A 21146-nucleotide genomic window follows, 5' to 3' on the forward strand; every position below is an offset into this window, starting at 1 on the left:
CGGTGCACAGCGTCGTGGTCGTGATGGGCGTGGCGGGGTCGGGCAAGACAACCGTCGCCTCGCTGCTGGCTGAACAGCTCGGGGTCCCGCTGGCCGAGGCGGACGAGTTCCACCCCGCGGCCAACATCGCCAAGATGAGCGCCGGGACCCCGCTCACCGACGAGGACCGCTGGCCGTGGCTGGACGCCATCGCGGACTGGATCCGCGAACGCGCCCACGACGGCGGCGGGGTCGTCACCTGCTCCGCGCTCAAGCGCTCTTACCGTGACCTGCTCAGTAGGGACGAACGCGTGTTCTTCGTCCACCTCAACGGTTCGCGGGAACTGCTGGCGGAACGGATGCGCGGCCGCAGCGGGCACTTCATGCCGGTGTCGCTCCTGGACTCCCAGCTGGCCGACCTGGAACCGCTGGCCGGGGGCGAACCCGGCCTCGAACTCGACATCACCGATCCCCCCGACCACCTCGCCGCGGCCGCCGCGCGCGGGCTGGCCGAGTTCGAAGGAGCACAGCCATGACCGAACCCCTGATCACGGCGGCGGCCTGGACCGGCCACGACACCCGGCTCGTCGGCGCGACCGTGCTGGGCATCGCGCTGATCGTCGTGCTGATCACCAAGCTCAAGTTCCACCCGTTCCTGGCCCTGGTGCTCGGCTCCGGCGCGCTCGGGCTGGTCGCCGGGATGCCGGTCGGCACGCTGATCGAGAGCTTCACCAAGGGCGTCGGGTCCACTGTGGCCGGTGTGGGCGTGCTGATCGCGCTCGGCGCCATGCTGGGCAAGCTGCTCGCCGACTCCGGTGGCGCCGACCAGATCGTCGACACGATCCTGGGCCGCGCGTCGGGGCGGAAGCTGCCGTGGGCGATGGCGCTGGTGGCGGCGCTGATCGGGCTGCCGATGTTCTTCGAGATCGGCCTGGTCATGCTGATCCCGGTGGTGCTGCTCGCCGCGCGGCGCAGCGGGAAACCGTTGATGCTGCTGGGGATCCCGGCGCTGGCGGGCTTGTCGGTGCTGCACGGGCTCGTGCCGCCGCACCCCGGTCCGCTGGTGGCGGTGGACGCGCTCAAGGCCGACCTGGGGCTGACGCTCGGGCTCGGCGTGCTGGTGGCGATCCCGACGGTGATCATCGCGGGACCGGTGTTCGCCAAGTTCGCGGCGCGGTGGGTGCCGGTCGAGGCGCCGGTGGTGGAGGAAGAGGTGGAGCGCCCGGCGACCCGTCCGAGCTTCGCCGCCACACTCGCCACGGTGCTGCTTCCCGTCGTGCTGATGCTGGGCAAGGCGCTCGCGGACATCTTGCTGGCCAAGGAGAACACCGTCCGGCACGTGCTGGACTTCCTCGGCGCCCCGCTGGTGGCGCTGCTGCTGGCGGTCCTGGTCGGGATGGTGACCCTCGGGCACGGGTTCGGGCGCGACAAGCTCGCGGCCTCGATCGGCGAATCGCTGCCGCCGATCGCAGGCATCCTGCTGATCGTGGGCGCCGGTGGCGGGTTCAAGCAGACGCTGGTGGACGCGGGCGTCGGCGACGTGATCACCGGTCTGGCCAAGGACGCGAACTTCTCGCCGCTGCTGCTCGGCTGGCTGATCGCGGTGGCCATCCGCCTGGCGACCGGCTCCGCCACGGTGGCCACCATCTCGGCCGCGGGCATCATCGCCCCGCTGGCCGTCGGGATGGAACCCACGCACGCCGCCCTGCTCGCCCTGGCCATCGGCGCGGGCTCGCTGTTCTTCTCCCACGTCAACGACGCCGGGTTCTGGCTGGTGAAGGAGTACTTCGGGCTCAGCGTCGGTCAGACGATCAAGACCTGGTCGGTGATGGAGACCCTGATCTCCGTCGTCGGCATCCTGATCATCCTGCCGCTCAGCTGGCTGCTCTAGACCCTCAAGTGCCGTCTCCCGAGGCAGGTCCACGCCATCATGCAGTCAGGCGTGCCCAGCCCGCGATCATCTGGCGGGCGATGGAGGTCTCACCGGGGAGGATCAGGTCCGGGAGTTGGCCGCCGTTGGACAGGGCCTCGGTGACCTGGGCCCGGGAGACCCAGTGCGCGTGCTCGATCTCGCCGTCGGCCGGGACCAGGGGGGCGGTGGGGTCGGCGGTGGCGGCGAAGCCGATCATGATGGAGCGGGGGAAGGGCCAGGGTTGGCTGCCCAGGTAGCGGATGTCGGCGACCTGGATGCCGACCTCCTCGGCGATCTCGCGCTCGACGCAGGCCTCCAGGGACTCGCCGGTTTCCACGAAGCCCGCGAGCACGGAGTAGCGGTGGGCGGGCCAGATGGGTTGGCGGGCGAGCAGGACCTGGTCCGCACCGTCGTGGACCAGGCAGATGACGGCCGGGTCGGTGCGGGGGTACTCCTCGCGGCCGCAGCCGGTGCACTTGCTGGCCCACCCGGCGGCGATCGGGGTGACCGGGGAGCCGCAGGACGCGCAGAACTTGGCGCGGGCGTGCCAGTTGAGCAGACCGACGGCGGTGGTGAACAGTCCCGCGGCGGTGTCGTCGAGCAGGGAGCCGATGCCGCGCAGGTCGTGCCACTGCTCGCCGGTGGCGGATTCCGCGCCCGCCCACAGGCTCCACGCGCCGGGGGGTGCGGCGACCGGGCGCAGCTCCTCGGTCGAGGGCAGCACCCAGTAGGCGACGTCGTCCTGTTCGCCGAGCAGCATGGCCTCGGCGGGGTGGTCGTCGGCGATCTCCAGGGCCTGGCGGGGGGCCAGCGCGGTGGCGCCGTCGCGGACCGGGGTGCGGCCGTGCTTGTCGACGAGCAGCACCTGCCCCGACTTCCACAGCCGGTCCAGGCGCTGCGGGTCCTTGCGGGCCGTCTCGTCGCGGGCGGCGGTGGCCCGGGACAAGGTGGGCAAACCGGCTAGCTGGAACGAATCGCCGACAGTCACGCGGAACCCCCTTGGCCGAACACGTCAGCGCCAACCCTACGCACCCGGGCGCCCGGTCCCCGCGCTGTCCTGTGTGGACAGCGCGGGGTCGCGGGTCACGGGAAGCGGACGCCGCCGATGCGGTCGAGCGGGGCGAGCTTGCTGACGTCGCCGACGATGACGCCGGTGAAGCGGGTGGGGGCGAAGAACTCCCGCGCGGCCTCGGTGACGTCGGCGGCGGTGACGGCCTTGAGCCGGTCGGGGTGGCCGACCAGCCACTCGACGCCGAGCCCGAGCACGGCGAGCGCCGCGATCTGCGAGGCGAGGCCGCCCTGCGACGAGGTGCTGGTGAGCAGGGAGCCGATGGCGTACTGGCGGACGATGTCCACCTCGGCCTCCTCGAGCGCCACCAGCGCGAACCGGCCCAGCTCGTAGCGGATCTCCAGCAGCGCGGCGGCGGTGACGTCGCTCGCGGTATCGGTGTCGATGAGCAGCGTGGCGCCGTCCGGGGTGAACTCCGGGTACGAGCGAGCGTGGTAGGTGTAGCCCTTGTCCTCGCGGATGTTCTCCACCAGCCGCGACGAGAAGAACCCGCCGAAGGCCAGGTTCGCCAGCTGCAGCGCCGGGTAGCGCGGGTCGGTCCGGGAGATCGACTGCGCGGAGAGCCGGATCTGCGACTGCACGGCACCGGGCCGGTCGATGACCAGCAGGTCGCCGGGGGTGACCGGGGGCAGCGCGGGCAGCACCGACGCCGAGGCCTCCGACTGCCAGCCACCCAGTGCCGCGGCGGCACCGGCGATGGCGCGCTCGGGCTCCACGTCACCGACCAGGACCAGCACCGAACCGCGCGGCAGCACGGCAGCCTGGTGCAACGCGCGCACGTCGGCGGGCTCGACCTTGGCGACGTCGGCCGCCTCGGGCAGCTCGCGGGTGAACGGGTGGTCGCCGTAGCGGTGCCGCTGCAGGGCCTGGCGGGCGATCACGTTGGGCTTGGACCTGGCCACGGTGATCCGCTCGATCAGCCGCGCCTTCTCCCCCGCCACCTCGTCGTCGGCGTAGGTGGCGCCGGTGAGCGCGTCGGCGAGCACGGCCAGCAGCGTGTCGAACCCGCTGGCCAGCGCGTTGCCGCCGAGGGAGAGCAGCTCGGGGTCGACCGCGGCGGACAGCTCGCCGCCGACCAGCGCCAGCTCGGTGTCCACGGCGACCCGGTCGCGCGACTCGGTGCCGGTGAGGATGGCGGCGGCCAGCACCTCGGCGGTCGCCGCGTGCCCGGCCTCGGCGCCCGCGAACGGGATCCGCAGCCGCACCTCGACCATCGGCACCGTCGGCTGGTGCACCGCGATGACCCGCAACCCGTTGTCCAGCACGGTGTCCACGACCGACAGGTTGGTGGCCGCCCGCTGCTCGCCCAGCGGTGGGAGCGGCCGGGGCCCGATCTCGGTGCGCCCGATCTCCTCTGCGGTGCGGCTCACTGCTGTCCTCCTACGGGAACGACGGGGGTGTACGCGATCAGTGGGCACCGCGCAGCGGTGCGGGTCGAGCGCGTCATCGCTTCGCACCGCTGGTGCGGGAAGCACTCGCGGCGGTGGGGCGTGGGGTCACTCGGCACCGCCGGACGGGGTGATGGTGAGGATGGCCCGGGAGTCGGGGCGCAGCGCCTTGGCGGCGGCGGAGACGGCGTCCGGGGTGACGGCGCTGATCCGGTCGGGGAGCTCGTAGACCAGCGAGGGGTTGCCGTAGAGCAGTTCGAAGGCACCGAGTGCCAGCGTGCGGCTGACGATGCGGTCGTGCTCCTTGTGCAGGCTCGCGGCCCAGCGGGCGGTGATCTTGGCGAGTTCCTCGGCGTCGGGCGGGGTGCTGGCCAGCCGCTCGAGCTCCTCGTCGATGGCGGCGAGGACGGGGGCCAGGTCGGCGTCCGGGGAGTACATCGCGGTGATGGTGAAGGTGTCCGGGTCGCGCGCCTCGAACGGGCCGAACATGCCGCAGCCCGCGCTGACCTCGGTGACCAGCTGGTCGCCGTAGACCAGGCGCTGCTGCAGCCGGGACCCGTCGCCGTCGGTGAGCACGCCCGCGAGCACCAGGTACGCCAGGTAGGCGTCGAGCTCGTCGATCGGGTCCGGGATGCGGTAGCCGATGGCGACGGCGGGCAGCGGGGCGAGCGGGTCCGGGTGGTCGGCGCGCAGCTCGGCGGCGGGCGGCGGCTCGGCGAAGGAGGGCCGCTGCGGCCGGGGGCGGGCCGGGACGTCGCCGAAGTGGCGCTCGATGAGCTCCTTGGCGCCCTCGACGGTGAAGTCACCGGCGACGGTCAGCACCGCGTTGGCAGGCGCGTAGTAGGTGTCGAAGAACGCGGCGCAGTCGGCGACCGTCGCCTGCTCCAGGTCCTCGAACCCGCCGTAGCCGTTGTGCGCGTTGGGAAAGGTCTCGAACAGCACCGGGGGGAGCAGGATCCACGGGAAACCGCCGTAGGGGCGGTTGAGCACGTTGAGCCGGATCTCCTCCTTCACCACGTCGATCTGGTTGCGCAGGTTCTCCTCGGTGAGCTTGGGCGCGCGCATCCGGTCCGCCTCCAGGAACAGCGCGCGTTCCAGCGCCGCGGAGGGCAGCACCTCGAAGTAGTCGGTGTAGTCCGGGTGGGTGGACCCGTTGAAGGTGCCGCCCGAGGACTGCACGTGCCGGAAGTGCGCCAGCTTCTCCAGGCTCTCGCTGCCCTGGAACATCAGGTGCTCGAACAGGTGGGCGAACCCCGTCCGGCCTTCCGGCTCGGACCGGAAGCCCACGTCGTAGTGCACGCTGACCCCGACGACCGGCGCGGTGGCGTCGGGGGCGAGGACAACCCGCAGGCCGTTGGCGAGCGTGTAGCGGTGCGGCTGGGAAACGGTCACGCGGCGAGCCTACGGGAGGTGCGCCACAGGCGGACACCGTGCGGGGTCCGCCTGTGGATGAATCAGCTGCCTGTGGATCAGGCGGAGCGCTTGCGCCGCTGGGCGATCAGCAGGAACGCGCCGCCACCGAGCGCGGCCAGGCCGAGCAGCACCATCGCGCCCACCGCGACACCGGTGACGGGCAGGTCGCCCGAGCCGCCGTCGGCGTTGGGGGCGGTCCCGCCCTGGGGCGCCGGGGAGGTGGTGGTGGCACCGCCGGTCGGCGTGGCGCCGGTCGTGCTGGTCGGCGTCGCCGGGCTGGTGGTGTCCGGGGTGGACGGTTGCGTGGTCGTCGGCGTCTCGTCGCGCTCGCAGTCGACCTTGAAGGTCTCGGTGGTCCGCAAGCCGGAGCCGGTCAGGTGCGCGGTGTAGCTGCCGTCGGCGAAGACACCGACGTGCCGGGTCCACTGGTAGACGCCGTCGCCGTCGAAGCGCACGGTCTCCTCGAAGCCGGGCTTGCCGTCGACGGTGAACTTCCGCTCGGCCGGGTACGGGCCGACCGCGTAGTAGCGGAAGGTCACGACCGACGCCTCGTCGACGCACCGCGAGGAGATCTGGAGGCCGTCGGTGTCGACCTTGACGTCCTCGCAGAAGTCCACGGAGACGCCGGTGACCGTCTCAGTGCCGTCCGAGCCCTTGACGACGACCTTGAAGTCGCCCGCTTCGATCGGACCGAGGTTGGCGCTACCGTGCCCGACAGCGGGAACGGTGACGGTCTTGCTCGCCTCGTGCGCGGTGACGGTGTAGTCCACCGAGATCCGGTTGGGGTTGTCGATCTCGACCCACAGGTTCGGCAGGCTGTTGATGTTGTCCTTGCCGTCGCACTGCGCGTAGGTGCCGAGGCCGGGCGCGTTGCCCGAACGGCAGTTGACGCTGAAGGTCTTGATGATGGGCGGGTCGAAGCCCGGCCCGTGCAGCTTGATCTGGTACTTGTCGCGGTCGTCGTAGGCGTTGTCGACGACCGTGTACGCGACACCCGGGGCGATCTCGCCGGAGTGGGTGTAGGGCAGGTCGATGTCGATCGCGTACTCGCGCACCTCGTCGGTGGACGGGTTGGTGACCTTCGCGGTCACGATGCCCCAGCCGCCGCGGCACTGGACCGAGACCTCGAGCGGGTCGTCGGACGGGGTGTCCTCGGTGCACGGCTTGACCACGACCGGCAGACCGTCGGACGCCTCACCCGCGCCGTCGATCTCCACTGTGTACTCACCGGGCGGGACCGGGCGGAAGGTCACCTTCGGGTCGTCGGTGGCCTTCGTGGTCTTGGCCGGGAGGTCGGAGCCGACCAGGCGGACGGTGAACGGCCCGCTGTCGTGGACGGCGACCTCGACCGAGCGCACGCCCTTCTTGCAGATGCTGGCGACGGTGGCCGGGGTGGGGCTGACCACCTCGTCCATCGGGTAGTCCGGGAAGGACAGGTCCGGGTCGTCCTGGGCCAGCGCGGGCACGGCGGAACCGACGACCAGGGTCAACCCGGTCGCGATCGCCACAGCAGCGCGCTTCACGAACGTGAGCAAACGGACCTCCCAGAACGCGCGGTGAAGTGGGCGAAACGTACACCGCGTGATGGTTGATCCGCTAATTACCCCCGAAAGTGTGTCTTGCCAGGTCAGAGACGTGACCGAACGGCAACAGTCAGTGTTTTTCGCCCGCGCCGCACGCCTGCCCGAGGGCGGCCAGGAACGGGGTCAGCCGGGTGGCGAATTCCCGCTGGTCAGCGCCTAGATCAGGGTCTTGGGAGGCGTACCAGGCGACCCCGGCCGGGTCGATCGGGCCGAACCCGGCGAGCCAGCGCTCGGCCTCGCCGAGGGCCACCGCGAAGGGCAGCGACCGGGAGAAGACCACCTCGCGCTCGGCGGTCACCGTCTCGGGTCCGACGCCCGCGACGAACGCCGCGACCCCTCGCAGCTGCTGCGCCAACGCCGACCCGCGCTTGGTGCGGAGCGGCACGAACCGAGCACCGATGAGCAGGCCGAGCCCAGCTAGTCCTACCGCGACCCCGAGCAAGGCAGGACCACCGGCCAACGCCAGCACTACCGTCCCAACGACACCGACGGCCAGCACGGCGGCTCCGGCCAGCCCCAGCCAACCGAGCCGACCGGGGATACGGGTGAACCAGCCTCGAGCGACGGCATCGGCGTGGATCGCGGTCCGGGCAGCGGAGACGTCGAGCGGAGACGTACGCAGGGTCGAGAGAGTGACCGAGTCCGTGCCCTCTGGCAGCAACGTGCGGTAGACGACGCGCTCGTAGTCGGTAAGAGCGTCGTCGGCGGCGTTGCGTCGGACGATCTGCCAGTCGCCCCCGGACTCTGTGACCCACAGGTAGTTCCGGACGGCGAGGTCCACGACGGTCGCGGCGAGTTCACCGTGGTCGGCGCGCTCGGTGAGGACAACGCCAGCTTGCGCCGGTAGCACCCCGTCGGGAGAGGCGAAGGTGACCTTGCCGCCGTCGGTGGCAACAAGCTCGACCGGGCCAACATCGGTGGCGAGAGCCTTGGCGTCGCGCTCACGAGCACGCCAGAGGAAGACGAACCCACCTAGGAGTAAGAGCACGGCAAGACCCAACCCAGTGCCACTAAGCGGAGTCACCGCGAACGCCGTCGAACCGGCCTTCTCGAAGCGGGCGTTGGCGGGGACAAGACCGGCGGGCAGCTTGGCGGACAGGTCGACCCGCGCGCCGGTGTCCAGAGTGGACTGGTTGACGCGCAGGACGCCGCCGCCGTCGGTCAGGGCGGAGTCGCAGATGTCCTCGGTCCCGGGTCGTCCGGCGAGGCAGACGAAGTCACGGCCGGGCCGCGGGGTGAGCAGCGAGACCCGCACCGACGCCAGGGTGGTGTCCCACCCGCTCACCGGCTGCCACCGGAACTCCTGGTGGTCGTCCACGTCGGCGATCGCGCCGTCGACGGTGTAGGTGACCGTCGACGCGCCCCCACCGAGCCGGATCGTGAACGTGTCGGCCGTCGCGTTCACGGTGCCGTCGCCCTTGACCTTGGCATCACGGACGGTGAACACGCGGTCGCCGATGCGCAGCGGTGCGGTGCGGACCATCTGCTGCTTCGCCTGCACGATGACCTGCTCGCGGACGGTAAGGCTGCCGTCGCGTTCGACCTTCAGCTGCACGTTGACGCTGCGGGGCAAGATGGGCTGAGCGGTGCCAGGAGGCCTGCTCGGGCCTCCCGTGGGCGGGATCGGATCGATGACCGGCGGCTTTACCGTCCCCGTTGGCCCTGGTTTGGGGATCGGGAACGGAATGCTCGGCATCGTGGGCGGTGCCGTCGGCAGTGACGGGAACGTCGGCTGCTCAGCCTCCGCGGCCCCTGTAACCACACACACGGTGAACAACGCCGTCACCGCCGCAACGGTGACCCCCCATTTCCTCAACACGGCAGCGAACGATAGCCGAGCGCCCCTATGCTCACCGCCGGTCTGGCCGAATTGGTCAACGCAAGCCGACACGGGGGAACGATGAGCCATCCGCCTATGGGTCCGTGGCGTCCGCACGGCCCGTACCCGCCACCGATGCCGGTGGCACCGCCGCCGATGGCATTACCGGGCTACCAGGCACCTCAGGGCTACCCCCGCACTCAGCAATACCCAGCTCCGCAGCACCCTGCTCCGCAGCACCAGTACCCGGCACAGCAATACCCCCAGCAGCAGTACCCAGCACAGCAGTACCCGCAACAGCCGTTCTATCCACAAGGGACTTACGGCTACCCACCGGCGCCACCAAAGTCCAACACCGGCATGGTTGTCTCCCTCTGCCTGATCAGTGTGTTGCTCGCGGGGGCCGCGTTCGTCGGTTTCGTACAGCTGGCCGGTAAGCGCAACCGTTCCGACGATGTCGGCTACTCCGCCCCCACCACAGCCGCGTCGCGCACCACGACAACATCAACGACTACGACCACAACCACCCGCGCCACCACGACGAGCACTAGAACCACCACCAGCCGCTCATCGCAGCCGACCACGACCACGCAGTCGGGTCCTAAGCCGGTCCTGGCTCTAGGCGACAACCCGTTGTTCAGCGCCACCAACGGCGTGAGCGTGGTGACGTGCAACCTCCCCGCGTGGCGCAGCGACCCCCAGTCCGCCCAGGCCTACTTCACGGCAGCGCTACCGTGCTTCGACAAGGCATGGGCGCCGGTGATGCAACGCGCGGGCCTGCCGTACTTCACCCCGAAGCTGCAGTTCCCCACCGGCAAGTCGTGGAGCAGCCCGTGTGGAGCGGCCAAGTCCACCTGGTCCGCGTTCTACTGCGGGCAAGACAGCACTATCTACATGCCTTACGAGGGGTTGCAGACCGACGTGGTCGGCAATAAGAGCGGCGCGTACCTGGCCTTGTTCGCGCACGAGTTCGGCCACCACATCCAGTCCCTGTCGGGCGTCTGGAGCGCCTACTGGGACGAGCGCTACGCGGCGGGCGACCAGACCGCGAAGGGGCTCGAACTGTCCCGGCGGGCCGAGCTGCAGGCGCAGTGCTTCGGCGGGATGTGGTTCGCCGGTGGACAGCACGGCGGCGGTTCGGTCACCGACACCGTCATCCGGGACATGCTCGCCGACGGCTACACCCGCGGCGACTGGCGCGAAGGTGACACCCCCGACCACGGCAGCCCCCAGCACTACGGCTCCTGGCAGGAACACGGATTCACCAACAACCGGACCATGCCCTGCAACACCTGGCTCGCGGCCCCGGGCGACGTCTCTTAGACCCGTCGCCGGAGTTGGGTGAACCCGGCTCCGGCTATCCCAGCGAACACGAGGAGGACCACGGCGAAGGGGCGGGCGTCCACTGTCGCCCCCGTCGTGGCCCTGGCGAGGTGGACCACGTCATCGCCAACAGTTACCTCTACCGACTCACCCGACTCGTGCCCACAAGCGTCGAGAAACGCCTCCTGCTTCCCGCCGTCGACGAGGTAAGAGACCCGCTCGGAGCCACTACCGTGGCACGGGACCCCAGCGAGCACGGTCGCACTCACGGTGGTAACGGTGTCAGGACCGCTCGACCAGTGCCCCAAAGCGCCCGCGAACGCAAGACCCAGCGCCAGGACGACGCTGAACGCCGCGACGGCCGCCAGCTTCAGGGCGGACGCCGGTAGGGCGAACGGGACTCGCATCCCCGGATCGTCGCAGACCGCGCAAGGAGCCGTCAGTCTTCAGCCGGAGTCACCTTGCGGATGTAGAGCAACCGGTCGCCGTGCTCGATGGCGTCGGCCTCCGAGGAGTCGACCCGGTAGAGCTTCCCGGCGCGCACCAGCCCCAGCACGATGTCCGGCAGGTGCCGCGGCGACCCGCCCACCTCGCTGTCCTCGACCTCGCGCTCGGCGATGGCCAAGCCCTCGTCCGGGGTGATGAGGTCCTCGACCATGTCCACCACGGTCGGGGTGTGCGTCGCCATGCCGAGCAGCCGCCCGGCGGTCTCGCTGGACACCACGACCTGGTTCGCGCCGGACTGGCGCAGCAGGTGCACGTTCTCGGTCTCGCGCACCGCGGCCACGATCTGCGCGTTCGGCGACATCTCCCTGGCGGTCAGCGTGATCAGCACCGCCGAGTCGTCCCGGCTGGCCGCCACCACCACCGACTTCGCCCTGGGCACGCCCGCGACCCGCAGCACGTCCGATCTCGTGCCAGAGCCGTGCACCGTCACCAGCCCCAGCGACGAGGCCGCGTCCAACATGGCCTGGTCGGTGTCCACGACCACGATGCGGCTCGGCTCGACCCCGTCGGAGAGCACCGCGCTCACCGCCGACCGGCCCTTGGTGCCGTACCCGACGACCACCACGTGGTCCCGCACGTTCGACCTCCACCGCTGGATCTTGAAAGCCTGCCGGGAGCGCTCGGTCAGCACCGCGAGGGTGGTGCCGACCAGGACGATGAGGAAGAGCACCCGCAGCGGGGTGATGACCAGGATGTTGAGCAGCCTGGCCGAGTCGCTCGCCGGGGTGATGTCGCCGTAGCCGGTGGTCGACAGGGACACCGTGGCGTAGTAGACGGCGTCGAGGAAGGAGATGCCGTCCTCGTTGACGTCGCGGTAGCCGTCGCGGTCGAGGTAGACCAGCAGCACGGCGGCGAACAGCGCCACCACCGCCCAGGCGATCCGGCGGACGATGGCGGTGACCGGGCTGACGCTGCTCTCCGGCATGCGGATGATGCCGACCAGGTCGTGCTCGGCCCGTCCGGCGAGGTCCTCAGCCGTCCGCCTCGGGCGGATCACCGCCACTTCCCCACCGTGCGACTCACGGCCGGAAGGCTACCCACCCGGGGGTCGGCGCGCTCGCTCCCACCCTCCTCAGCGGATCTCGCCGGTGCTGCCGGTCGCGGTCACCCTGGCCAGCATCGCCTCGGCGTCGGCCCGGCTCATCGCGGTGCCCACGGTGATCGGCGGCGGCGACTCGGCCAGGTCCCGCGCCTCGGTGAGGGTGCAGCCGAGCACCTCGCGCAGCATCTTGATCAGCTGGATGCGGTACTCGCCGACCTGGGTCACCACCACGTCGAAGGCGATCCGCCGGACGCTGACCGCCTCGGACAGGTGGATGTAGCCGTCGAGCGCGGCCGGGTCGCGGGCCACCAGGTCGGCCAACCGGCGCACCGACCGGTGCTGGTCCACCTTGGTGATCATCTTGTCCGGCCGGTCGGCGACCAGCGCCTGCCGGGACGCGGCCACCTCGGCGTAGAACGCGGGCAGCCGGTACTGCACGATCAGCAGGTCGACCAGCACCATCGGGGTGTAGTCGGGGCCGACGAAGATCTCCTTGGCCAGCTCGTTGTTGAGGATCAACGAGTTGACGAACCGCTTGAGCTGGCGCGGGTTCGGGTCCAACCCGGCCACGATCTCGGCGGTGACCTCGGCCAACCCGTCGGGCAGCATCGACCGGACGAACCGCGTCGCGGCGTCGGCGGTGATCGGCGGCAGCGCGAACGGCACCTGGACGATCTTGTCGAGGTAGTGCTCGCTGATCCCCCGGTCCCCGTAGCGGGCCCGGATGGTGCTCTCCAACGCCTCCCGGTCCACGCCGAGGACGAAGACGCAGCCGGAGATGTTGAGGAACAGCTTGAGCGCCTCAAGGGTCTTGAGGATGTACTCGGGCAGGCACCGGTCCAGGTCGTCGATGAAGAACGCCAACCGGATCGCCCCGCGCTCGGTCGCCTTGTCCAGCAGGTCCCGCAGGTGCTGGTGCAGCAGGATCTGCTGCTCCCGCGCGGTGAACCGCTCGTCGAGGAACCGCTTCCTGAGCTCGTCGAGGTCCGCGGTGCTCTCCACCAGCGGCCGCACCCACTGGGTCATGTCGGTGAACGCGCCCGCCACCGAGGTCAGCAGCTCCCTGGCCTGGCTGCCGCTCTTCTCGGCCAACCCCAACTGGCTGACCATCGTGTGCAACAACCCGATCGCCGGGTTCTCGTCGAACTGGTGCTGCCAGGAGTCGAACCAGACGGTGTAGAAGTCGGTCTCGCTCTCCAACTCCGCCTGCACCAACTTCATCAACGACGTCTTACCGGTGCCCCAGGAGCCATAGACGCCGACAACCAGCGGCGTGTCACACACCTTCACCGCCTTCGCCAACGCCCTGGCGATCTTGTCCCGGTCGAGCGCGTCAACCGAAGCGGGCTCGTCATTGCGAATACCGGCAGGAGTGGGTGGCACGCCTGTGTAGATCGGCCCCGGAGTCAAGCCGTTACTCCGCGCTCACCTGGCCGAGTCCGGTGTCGACTGGGCCGACGTGGGGCGGGGGTTGTTATTCGGCGTGGGGGATGGTGCGGAGGAGGGTGGTGAGGCCGTCGGCGTCCAGGAGGTCGGCTGGGCGGAGGGTGGTGTTGGGGCGGATGTAGTGGAAGGCGGCGCGGACCTGGGAGAGGGGGGTGTCGGAGAGGCCGGACCAGGCGAGGCGGTAGGCGGCTAGTTGGACGGTGAGGGCGGGGAGGTGGTCCTCGTCGGGGACGCGGCCGGTTTTCCAGTCGACGACGGTCCAGCCGCCGTCGGGGTCGAGGTAGACGGCGTCCATGCGGCCGCGGATGGCGATGCCGTCGACCTCGGTGGCGAAGGGGACCTCGACCTCGTGCGGGGTGCGGTTGGCCCAGTCACTGGCCAGGAAGGCGGCGCGCAGGGCGTCGAGTTCGGTGTCGGGGGCCGCGTCGTCGTCGGCGGCGCCGGGGAGTTCGTCGAGGTCGAGCAGGGCGCGGGAGCCGAAGCGGCGTTCCAGCCAGGCGTGGAACGCGGTGCCGCGGCGGGCGACCGGGTTGGGCGGGAACGGCAGCGGCCTGCGGAGCCTGCGGGCCAGGGCGGTCGGGTCGGTGGCGAGTTCGACGAGCTGGCTGACCGAGAGCTGGTCCGGCAGCCGCACCTGCTCTTGCCTGCCCCCCGCCGCGCGCTCGGCCAGCAGCACGTCGGTGTCGCGGACCCAACCGTCCGGGTCGTCGTCCTCCTCCGCGGGGTCCTCACCAGCTCGCAGCGCCGCCAGTTCGAGGCGCACCAGTTCCGCCCCCGCCACGACATCGGACCGCCGGTCGCGCAGCGGGTCGGCGGGCCAGGTGGCGGAGCGGACGGCGGTGGCGAGCGGGTTCTCGCTCCCCTCCTCCGGTTCCTCCGCCCAGATGTCCACGTACGACTCGTAACCGCCCAGGTCCGCCAGGAACTCCGACGGCCCGCGCGGCGCTCCCCCGGTGCGCCCCCACCAGTGCCCGGACACCAGCAGCACCCGCTCGGACCTGGTCAGCGCGACGTAGAACAGCCGCCGCTCCTCCATTAGGCCGCGCTCGGCGAACTCCTCGTTGTGGATCTTCAGCGCCTGCTCGACCTCCTTGCGGTTGGCCGCCCCCGCCAGGTTCAGCCTCGGCAGGTCGACGGCGTCGCCGCGCAGGTCGGCGGGCAGTTCGGTGACCGTGCGCAGCCAGCTGCCGCCGCGCCTGCCGCTGGGGAACACCTCGCGCACCACGTGCGGGACGGCCACGACCTCCCACTCCAGGCCCTTCGCGGAGTGGACGGTGACGATCTGCACCCGGTCCTCGGCGACCACCACCTCCCCCGGCTCCAGCCCGTCCTCGGCGGCCTCAGCGGTGGCGAGGTAGTCCAGCAGCGCGGACAGGCTCGCCGCCGGGGCCGCCTGCGCGTAGTCAGCGACGACATCGGCGAAGGCGTCCAGGTGCGCCCGCCCCGCCCCACCCCGGCGCGCGGTCGCCTCGATGTCGAGCAGCATCGTGCGCTCCACATCGGCGACCAGCTCCGGCAGCGGCTGGTCCAACCGGCGCCGCAACATCGTCAGCTCACGCCCGAGCGACCGGACGCGCTGGTACCCCGCCTCGGAGTACAGCGCGGGCTCGCCGGGATCGTCGATGGCGTCCACCAACCCGGCCTGCTCGGCGCCCTCGCTGGGCATCAGGTTCCCCGGCTCGGTCGCGTACGCCCCGGCCAGCTCGCTCGCCCGACGGGACAACGCGGCCAGGTCGGCGGCACCGACCCGCCACCGCGACCCGGTCAGCAGCCGAGCCGCCGCCGTGCCCGCCAACGGGTCGATCAACACCCGCAACGTGCTGACCAGGTCACGCACCTCGGGTTCGTCCAACAGCCCACCGAGGCCGACGACCTCGACCGGCAACCCGCGCTCACGCAGGGCGGTGGCCAGGTCGGCCATGTCCGCCCGGCGGCGCACCAGGACGGCGGCGGTCGGCGGCGTCCCCCGCTCCTCGACGACGGCGTGCCACCGGTCGGCGACCTCGTTGGCCACCCACCGCACCTCGGTGTCCACATCGGACAGCAGTGCGATCCGGATGTCCCCCGGCGGCGCGTCCTCGCGGGCCCGCAGCTCGTCGACCTCCAACCCGCTGCGCCGCAACGGTTCGGACACCGCGTTGGCCAGTTCCAGCACCTCCGGCGGGTTGCGGAAGCTGGTCAGCAGGCCGTAGCGGGTCGCGGGTTCCTTGCGGCCGCGGTGTTTCTGCGGGAAGTCCGTGGTGAACCGGGGCAGGTTGGCCGCGCTCGCGCCGCGCCAGCCGTAGATCGCCTGCGCCGGGTCGCCGACGGCGGTGACCGGCATCGGCTCGGCGTCCGGGTACTCCAGGGAGCTGCCGAACAGCGACCGCAGCAACACGCGCTGCGAGTGCCCGGTGTCCTGGTACTCGTCGAGCAGCACGGCGCCGAACCGGGCCCGCTCGCCCTGCACCGTCTCGGGGTGGGACGCGGCGAGCTTGGCGGCCAACGACATCTGGTCGCCGAAGTCGAGTGCCCCGTCTTTGCGCTTGCGGTCGGCGTACGCCTGCACCAGCGGCAGCAGCGCGATCCGGAACCGTTGCGTGACAAGGATCTTCTGCAAGTCTTGCGACAGATCGGCGCGCTGCCCCTTCGCGCGCGGAGCCGATTCGATCGCGGTGCAGACGGCCTCGGCGTGCGCCATCAACGAGTCCGGGTCGACCAGGTGCTCGGCCAGTTCGCCCGCGAGGGAGAGCAGGTACTGGGTGACGGTGGCGGGCACGTAGTCGGTGTCCAGGTCCTGGCCCCAAGTGGACACGACGCGGTGCGCGGCCTGCCAGGACGCGGTCTCGGTGAGCAGCCGGGAACCGGGCTCGACCGGCAGCCGCAGCCCGTGCTCGGCGACGAGCCTGCCCGCGTAGGCGTGGTAGGTCAGGATCGTGGGCTCACCGGCGAACACGGCGGCCTTGCGCTCCCCGGTCGGGTCGAGCCGGTCGAGCAGCCGCGCCCCGGCGAGCCTGCGCAGCCTGGCCCGGACCCGCTCAGCCAGCTGCCGGGCGGCCTTGCGGGTGAAGGTCAGCCCCAGCACCCGCTCCGGGGTCACCAGCCCGTTCGCGACCAGCCAGACCACGCGCCCGGCCATCGTCTCGGTCTTGCCCGCGCCCGCGCCCGCGACGACCAGCGCCGGTTCCGGCGGCGCCGAGATGACCTCGGCCTGCTCGCGGGTGGGTGGCGCCAACCCCAGCTCGGCCGCCAGTTCCCGGGGGCTGACCAGCGCCAACCCCGGCAGCGGCAAGCTCACCGGCGACTCCACCTCACGCGCGACAATGTACTCCGGACCCCCGACAGACCGCTGGTCCGACGGGCACGGCTACTCCGTGACCTGGCGGCCGCTGGGGTGCAGCGGGCAAGCCGTGCGGACCGGGCAGCGGGGGCAGTCGGGGTTTTCGTACGCGGTGTACTCGGGGCCCACCGTGGACGCCGCGGCGTCGCGGACGATCTTGAGCCAGTGCTCGGCCGACTCGCCGCGCACCGGGGACTGGGCGCGTTCGGTGGCGCCGGTCTTCTTGTTCGCCTTGGCCACGTACAGCAGCCGCGCGCCGCCGGGTTCGGTGCCGACGTCGCTGAACGCCCCGTAGGCCACCGCGAGCTGGTACACCGCGAGCTGGGGGTGTTCCTGGGCGTCGTTGGCGCTGACCGGGGACTTGCCGGTCTTGATGTCCACGATCACCGGCCGCCCCTCGGCGTCGACCTCCAACCGGTCCACCCGGCCAGCGACGGTGATCTTGTCCGGTAGCTCGACCTTGACCTCGCGCTCGACGGCGACCTGGGTCAGTTCCGAGCGGGTCGACTGCATCCAGCCGAGGAACGTGTCGAGCATCGCGCGGATCCGCTGCTTCTCGCGCCGGGAGAACCACGGCGCGCCCGCGTCGACGGCGTTCCACGCCTTGTCCAACTCGACCATCAGCTCGGCGCGCGGCACCCCGGACGCCGCCGCCTGGGCCAACGCGTGCACCAGGGTCCCGGTGACGGCCGCGAGTTCCGCCGGGTCCTGGCCGCCGTGCCGCTCGACCATCCAGCGCAGCGGGCACTTCGCCAGGATCTCCACTGTGGACGGTGACACGCGCACCGGTTCGTCCGCCGCGCGCAACGGTGCGACGGTGGTCAGCTCCGGCAGGCCGTACCAGCTGTCCGGGTTGGCCCCCGGCACCCCGGCGGCCGCCAACCTGGCCAACTGCCGCGCCGCCTGACCGCGCCGCGCCTGGTCCGAACCCTCGTCGCACACCACCTGCCGCAGCTCACCGACCAGGTCGGCCAGCACGAGCGCGCGCTCCTGCTCGGCCATCGGCACCGGCATGTCGGTCTCCGCCGTGTCGGCCCCGGCCAACTCCGCGAGGAACCGCGAGGGCTGCTCCTCCTCGCCGCGCACCGCGCTGACCAGCAGCTTCGACCGCGCCCTGGACGCGGCGACCAGCAGCAGCCGCCGTTCCTCGGCCAGCAGCGGCGCCGTCGCCGACACCTGCTCGCCCACCCCGGCCAGCACGTCGACCAGCCGCTCGACGCCCAGCAGCGAGCCGCGCAGCCGCAGGTCCGGCCACGCGCCCTCCTGCACGCCGGGCACCGCCACGACTGTCCACTCGCGACCGGCGGCGGCGTGCGCGGTCAGCACCGCGACGGCATCACCCTGCGGGGCGCTCGGTGCCAGCGTGTCGCCCGCGATCCGCTGGGACACGATGTGGTCGACGAAACCCGTGACGCCGGACCCGGGAAGGCGCTCGGCGTAGCGCTGCGCGGTGTGGAACAGCGCGACGATGGCGTCCAGGTCACGGTCCGCCTGCGCGCCGACCGGACCACCGCGGGAGGCGACGGTGACCCAGCGCGCCTCGAGACCGCTCGTCTGCCACACGTCCCACAGGATCTGCTCAAGCCCGATGCCCTCGTCGATCCCCTTGCGCGCCAACGAGATCAGGTTCGCGACCCGGCGGACCGGGCCTGCCTCGGTGTCAGCGAGCGCGCTGAGCTTGTCGTTGTCGTTGATGACCTCGACCAGCAGCTCGTCGCTCGACTTGTCGCCGCCCGAGGTCAGTTCCAGCCTGCGCAGGCCGCGCCGCAACCGCCGCAGCGCTAACGGATCCGCGCCACCGAGTTGCGACGCGAGCAACGTCTCCGCCAGTGCCGGGTCGAGAACCGCGGGCACGGCGGCACACCGCAACAGCGCCAACAACGGCCGTACCGCGGGCTGTTGCGACAACGGCAACTCGTCGCCCGGCGCCGCCACCGGAACCCCCGCTGCCGCCAGCGCGCGGTGCAACACCGGCACCGACCGGGTCGCGGAACGCACCAGCACGGCCATGTCCGCCCACGGCACCCCGTCGATCAAGTGCGCGCGCCGCAACTGGTTCGCCACCCAGCTCGCCTCGGCCGCCGCCGACGGGTGCAGCCGCACGGTGACGGTTCCGTCGTCGGACTTGCTCTTGTCGACCCGGCGCACCCCACCCGGCAGCCGCGCAGCCAGGTGTGACACCGCTTTGCGCACGGCGGGCGACATCCGGTGACCTGAACCGAGCACAACGGTGCCACCACCGGGATCGGCGTCGCGCAGCAACGCGGGATCGGCGCCGCGGAAGGAGAAGATCGCCTGGTCCGGGTCGCCCGCGACGACGAACTCCTTCGCCGCGCCGCCGAGGGTCCGCAGCAGCGCGTACTGCAGCGGGTCCAGGTGCTGCGCGTCGTCGACCAGCAGGTACCTGACCCGGTCGCGTTCGGCGTTGAGCAGCTCGTGGTCGGTGTCGAACGCCAGCAGGGCGCTGGCGACCAGCTCGGCGGCGTCCAGCGCGGGGGCGGTGGTGTGCGCGATGCCGCTGTCCGCCGACCCGATCAGCAGCGTGACCTGTTCGTACTGCCGCCCGAACCGGCCTGCCGCGACCCATTCGTCGCGGCCTTCCCGCTCGCCGAGTTCGATCAGGTCCTCCGGGCCGAGTCCGCGTTCCGCGGCGCGCAGGACCAGGTCCCGCAGCTCCTCGGCGAACCCGGGGATGGCCAGCGCGGGCCGCAGCCGTTCCGGCCAGTGCCGGGCCCCCATGTCGATGTCACCGGCGAGCAGTTCCCGGATCACCGCGTCCTGCTCGGGGCCCGAGAGCAACCGGGGGCCGGGGGCGTCGTGCAGCATCGCCTGGATGCGCAGGACCGCGAAGGCGTAGGAGTGCACGGTGCGCACCAGCGGTTCGCGCACGGTTCGCGGCGCGCCCTGGTCGGTGAGCAGCTCGGTGATGCGTCCGCGCAGGTCAGCGGCGGCGCGGCGGCTCGCGGTGAGCACCAGCAGCTGCTCGGGATCAACGCCACCGCGCAGGATCCGGTCCGCGGCCAGCTCGGCGAGCAGGGTCGTCTTGCCCGACCCGGGACCACCCAGGACGCGGACGAAACCGTCGGCGCCCGCGAGCACCCGGCGGGCGTCCTCGCCCCAGCGCAGGGCGCGCTTGCGCGGCTGCGGCGCACGGACCAGCCGCGGAGCGAGCGGCGACTTCCCGGCGACCATCCGCCGATTGGACCACGGCCGCCACCGCGACCCGGACGCGGCACGCCCAACGGCGGCGGATGGGATGATGCGCGGCATGGCCGACGCCCTGAACGTGCACGTCTTCGGACCGCCGGACGCGCCGCCGTTGCTCGCACTGCACGGGGTCACCGGGCACGGCGGCCGGTACCGCGCGCTGGCCGAGGGGCAGCTGCCCGGCTACCGCGTGATCGCCCCGGACCTGCGCGGGCACGGCCACTCCCCAGCGCTGCCGCCGTGGACGCTCGAGCAGCACGTGGCCGATGTTCTCGCGGTCATCGAGACTTTCGGCTTGGACGCGCCACCGGTCGTGGCGCACTCGTTCGGCGGTCTGATCGCGTTGCACCTGCCGCGGCACCGGGTCGGGGACCTGGTCCTGCTCGACCCGGCGGTGAGCGTGCGACCGCAGGACGCGTTGGCGTACGCGGAGAACGCGGCGGCGACAGCGAGCGATCCGGTGGCCGCGCAGCGTGGCGACTGGCCCGCGGCGCCGGACGAGGTGGTGGCCGAGGAGGTCGCCGCGCACTGGACGCGGGTCGACGGCGGCTGGCGACCCCGGTACTGCCCACCAGCGGTGGCCACGGCGTGGAGCGAGATGTGCCGCCCAGTCCCGGCCCCGACCGAGCGGACACTGGTCGTGCGGGCACTGCGCGCGCCCTACGTCGGACCGGAGTTCCTCGCCGGGGCTGGCGCGGCAAAAGTCGTTGACCTCGACTGCGGTCACGTGGTCTATGTGGATGCCCCGGAGCGCGTCGGCGCTCTGGTGACCGACTTCCTCGAGGGATGAGCGTGGACGAGGAACTGCACGAGCGGGTGCGCGCGGCGATCAGGCGGATCCCCGGGGGGAGCGTCGCCACCTACGGCGACATCGCCGACCTGACCAGCGCGCCGTCACCCCGGTTGGTGGGCAAGGTGCTGGCCGAGGACGGTCACGACCTGCCGTGGCACCGGGTGCTGCGGGCCAACGGCACGCCCGCGCCGCACCTGGCCGAGGAGCAGCTGGCCAGGTTGCGCGCGGAGGGGGTGCTCGCCGACGGCGACAAGGTCGACCTGCGTCGCCACCGGTGGGCGGATGTGGTGCCGGAAGACGAACCGGGCTTGTTCTAACGAGCTGGTTCTAGCGGCTACAACGGCTG

The 21146-nt window shown here is 71.6% G+C and carries 15 protein-coding genes; 5 read left to right on the plus strand and 10 right to left on the minus strand.

Annotated features, from left to right (window positions below):
* The first annotated feature begins 23 nt into the window (after positions 1 to 23).
* Positions 24 to 515 carry a gluconokinase gene (locus LV79_RS00225; protein ID WP_253835624.1) on the plus strand — a complete coding sequence of 164 codons (492 nt, stop codon included), beginning with the start codon at positions 24 to 26 and terminating at the stop codon, positions 513 to 515.
* Entirely contained in the window at positions 512 to 1870 is a 1359-nt protein-coding gene (locus LV79_RS00230) for a GntT/GntP/DsdX family permease (RefSeq protein ID WP_253831155.1), read from the plus strand. The genes LV79_RS00225 and LV79_RS00230 overlap by 4 nt, the downstream gene beginning before the upstream one ends.
* Before the next feature lie 37 nt (positions 1871 to 1907).
* On the opposite strand, the gene nudC is transcribed toward LV79_RS00230, so the two are convergent.
* From nudC to LV79_RS00255, 5 genes are all read right to left on the minus strand, one after another.
* Positions 1908 to 2879, minus strand: a complete 972-nt coding sequence (nudC, locus tag LV79_RS00235) for an NAD(+) diphosphatase (protein WP_253831156.1) — start codon at positions 2877 to 2879, stop codon at positions 1908 to 1910.
* A gap of 95 nt (positions 2880 to 2974) precedes the next feature.
* On the minus strand, positions 2975 to 4330 hold the full coding sequence (locus tag LV79_RS00240) for a M16 family metallopeptidase (RefSeq protein WP_253831157.1): 1356 nt from the start codon (positions 4328 to 4330) through the stop codon (positions 2975 to 2977).
* A gap of 126 nt (positions 4331 to 4456) precedes the next feature.
* On the minus strand, positions 4457 to 5740 hold the full coding sequence (locus LV79_RS00245) for a M16 family metallopeptidase (RefSeq protein ID WP_253831158.1): 1284 nt from the start codon (positions 5738 to 5740) through the stop codon (positions 4457 to 4459).
* Between the two features lie 77 nt (positions 5741 to 5817).
* Positions 5818 to 7296, minus strand: a complete 1479-nt coding sequence (locus LV79_RS00250; protein WP_253831159.1) for an LPXTG cell wall anchor domain-containing protein — start codon at positions 7294 to 7296, stop codon at positions 5818 to 5820.
* A gap of 118 nt (positions 7297 to 7414) precedes the next feature.
* The gene (locus tag LV79_RS00255) at positions 7415 to 8899 is read right to left on the minus strand and encodes a DUF2207 family protein (RefSeq protein ID WP_253831160.1); all 1485 of its coding nucleotides are present in this window, start codon (positions 8897 to 8899) and stop codon (positions 7415 to 7417) included.
* Between the two features lie 624 nt (positions 8900 to 9523).
* On the opposite strand from LV79_RS00255, the gene LV79_RS00260 reads away from it, so the two are divergent.
* A complete protein-coding gene (locus LV79_RS00260; protein ID WP_253831161.1) occupies positions 9524 to 10486 on the plus strand; it encodes a neutral zinc metallopeptidase in 963 nt (320 codons plus the stop codon).
* On the opposite strand, the gene LV79_RS00265 is transcribed toward LV79_RS00260, so the two are convergent.
* The 5 genes from LV79_RS00265 to LV79_RS00285 all read right to left on the minus strand — a co-directional run bounded on the left by LV79_RS00265 (position 10483) and on the right by LV79_RS00285 (position 19992).
* Positions 10483 to 10893 (minus strand): hypothetical protein, encoded by a 411-nt coding sequence (locus LV79_RS00265; protein WP_253831162.1) that lies wholly within the window; start codon positions 10891 to 10893, stop codon positions 10483 to 10485. The genes LV79_RS00260 and LV79_RS00265 overlap by 4 nt on opposite strands.
* Before the next feature lie 32 nt (positions 10894 to 10925).
* Positions 10926 to 11987: a potassium channel family protein gene (locus LV79_RS00270; RefSeq protein WP_253835626.1), complete on the minus strand. Its 1062-nt coding sequence runs from the start codon at positions 11985 to 11987 to the stop codon at positions 10926 to 10928.
* A gap of 78 nt (positions 11988 to 12065) precedes the next feature.
* A complete protein-coding gene (locus LV79_RS00275) occupies positions 12066 to 13418 on the minus strand; it encodes a KAP family P-loop NTPase fold protein (protein WP_253831163.1) in 1353 nt (450 codons plus the stop codon).
* A 91-nt stretch (positions 13419 to 13509) separates the two neighbouring features.
* Positions 13510 to 16758: an ATP-dependent helicase gene (locus LV79_RS00280; protein ID WP_253831164.1), complete on the minus strand. Its 3249-nt coding sequence runs from the start codon at positions 16756 to 16758 to the stop codon at positions 13510 to 13512.
* A gap of 69 nt (positions 16759 to 16827) precedes the next feature.
* Entirely contained in the window at positions 16828 to 19992 is a 3165-nt protein-coding gene (locus LV79_RS00285) for an ATP-dependent helicase (protein ID WP_253835628.1), read from the minus strand.
* Between the two features lie 76 nt (positions 19993 to 20068).
* Here LV79_RS00285 and LV79_RS00290 point away from each other — a divergent pair, with 76 nt between their 5' ends.
* Positions 20069 to 20797 (plus strand): alpha/beta fold hydrolase, encoded by a 729-nt coding sequence (locus tag LV79_RS00290; protein WP_253831165.1) that lies wholly within the window; start codon positions 20069 to 20071, stop codon positions 20795 to 20797.
* 2 nt (positions 20798 to 20799) lie between these two features.
* On the plus strand, positions 20800 to 21117 hold the full coding sequence (locus LV79_RS00295) for an MGMT family protein (RefSeq protein ID WP_253835630.1): 318 nt from the start codon (positions 20800 to 20802) through the stop codon (positions 21115 to 21117).
* The last annotated feature ends 29 nt before the right edge of the window (positions 21118 to 21146 follow it).

The organism is Actinokineospora globicatena (assembly GCF_024171945.1).
Classification (GTDB): Bacteria; Actinomycetota; Actinomycetes; order Mycobacteriales; family Pseudonocardiaceae; genus Actinokineospora; species Actinokineospora globicatena.

Coding starts and splice junctions, on each gene's coding strand:
- LV79_RS00225 (WP_253835624.1), top strand. CDS start 24: ATGGGCGTGGCGGGGTCGGGCAAGACAACCGTCGCCTCGCTGCTGGCT.
- LV79_RS00230 (WP_253831155.1), top strand. CDS start 512: ATGACCGAACCCCTGATCACGGCGGCGGCCTGGACCGGCCACGACACC.
- LV79_RS00260 (WP_253831161.1), top strand. CDS start 9,524: ATGGTTGTCTCCCTCTGCCTGATCAGTGTGTTGCTCGCGGGGGCCGCG.
- LV79_RS00265 (WP_253831162.1), bottom strand. CDS start 10,893: ATGCGAGTCCCGTTCGCCCTACCGGCGTCCGCCCTGAAGCTGGCGGCC.
- LV79_RS00285 (WP_253835628.1), bottom strand. CDS start 19,992: ATGGTCGCCGGGAAGTCGCCGCTCGCTCCGCGGCTGGTCCGTGCGCCG.
- LV79_RS00290 (WP_253831165.1), top strand. CDS start 20,069: ATGGCCGACGCCCTGAACGTGCACGTCTTCGGACCGCCGGACGCGCCG.